Source organism: Planomonospora alba (assembly GCF_039534085.1).
Classification (GTDB): Bacteria; Actinomycetota; Actinomycetes; order Streptosporangiales; family Streptosporangiaceae; genus Planomonospora_B; species Planomonospora_B alba.
This window is the reverse complement of sequence record NZ_BAAAUT010000184.1, coordinates 1-507: the sequence shown is the minus strand read 5'-3', so window position 1 is coordinate 507 and position 507 is coordinate 1. Positions and strand designations below refer to the sequence as shown.

Sequence of the window (507 nt, the reverse complement as noted above, 5' to 3'; positions counted from 1 at the left end):
CCTGCTCAAGGACGGTGGAGCGGCCGTGCATCGGGACGTTCATGATCAGGTCATGCGAGAGCTCGAGAACTACTCCGGATTTCGGGAGCGAGAGATCTTGGAGGCGGTTCCAGGAGTGCAACCCGAGACCGTGGTGATCCTGACCTTCAACGACGAGCCGAGCTTGCGCACATGGCTTGAGTCTGACGTCCGATCCCGGCTCTTGAGCCGGCTCGATGCCCACATCGAGGGCACCTACACAACAAGCGTCCTCGGCGGGTTCGCCGGGTGGTTCACATTCGACAGCACAACCGAGCCACGAAGATGGAAGCAGGCCGCTGCGGTACTTCTGGCTCTGTTCCCTGTCTCGCTGACGGTCACATACGTTCGCACGCTCATCTGGCCCGAGGCACCCCTTGTGCCCGCAGTGTTCGTGGGAAACGTGATCGGGATCGCGATTCTCACGTGGGTTCTGATGCCGCCGCTGACAAGATGGCTATCGCGGTGGTTGCGAAACTGAGTCAGATG

Annotated in this window: 1 pseudogene; it reads left to right on the top strand. The window is 60.7% G+C overall.

From position 1 onward, the window contains the following. A pseudogene (locus ABD823_RS34530) lies at positions 1–499 on the top strand (hypothetical protein); the annotation flags it as partial. Positions 500–507 lie beyond the last annotated feature (8 nt).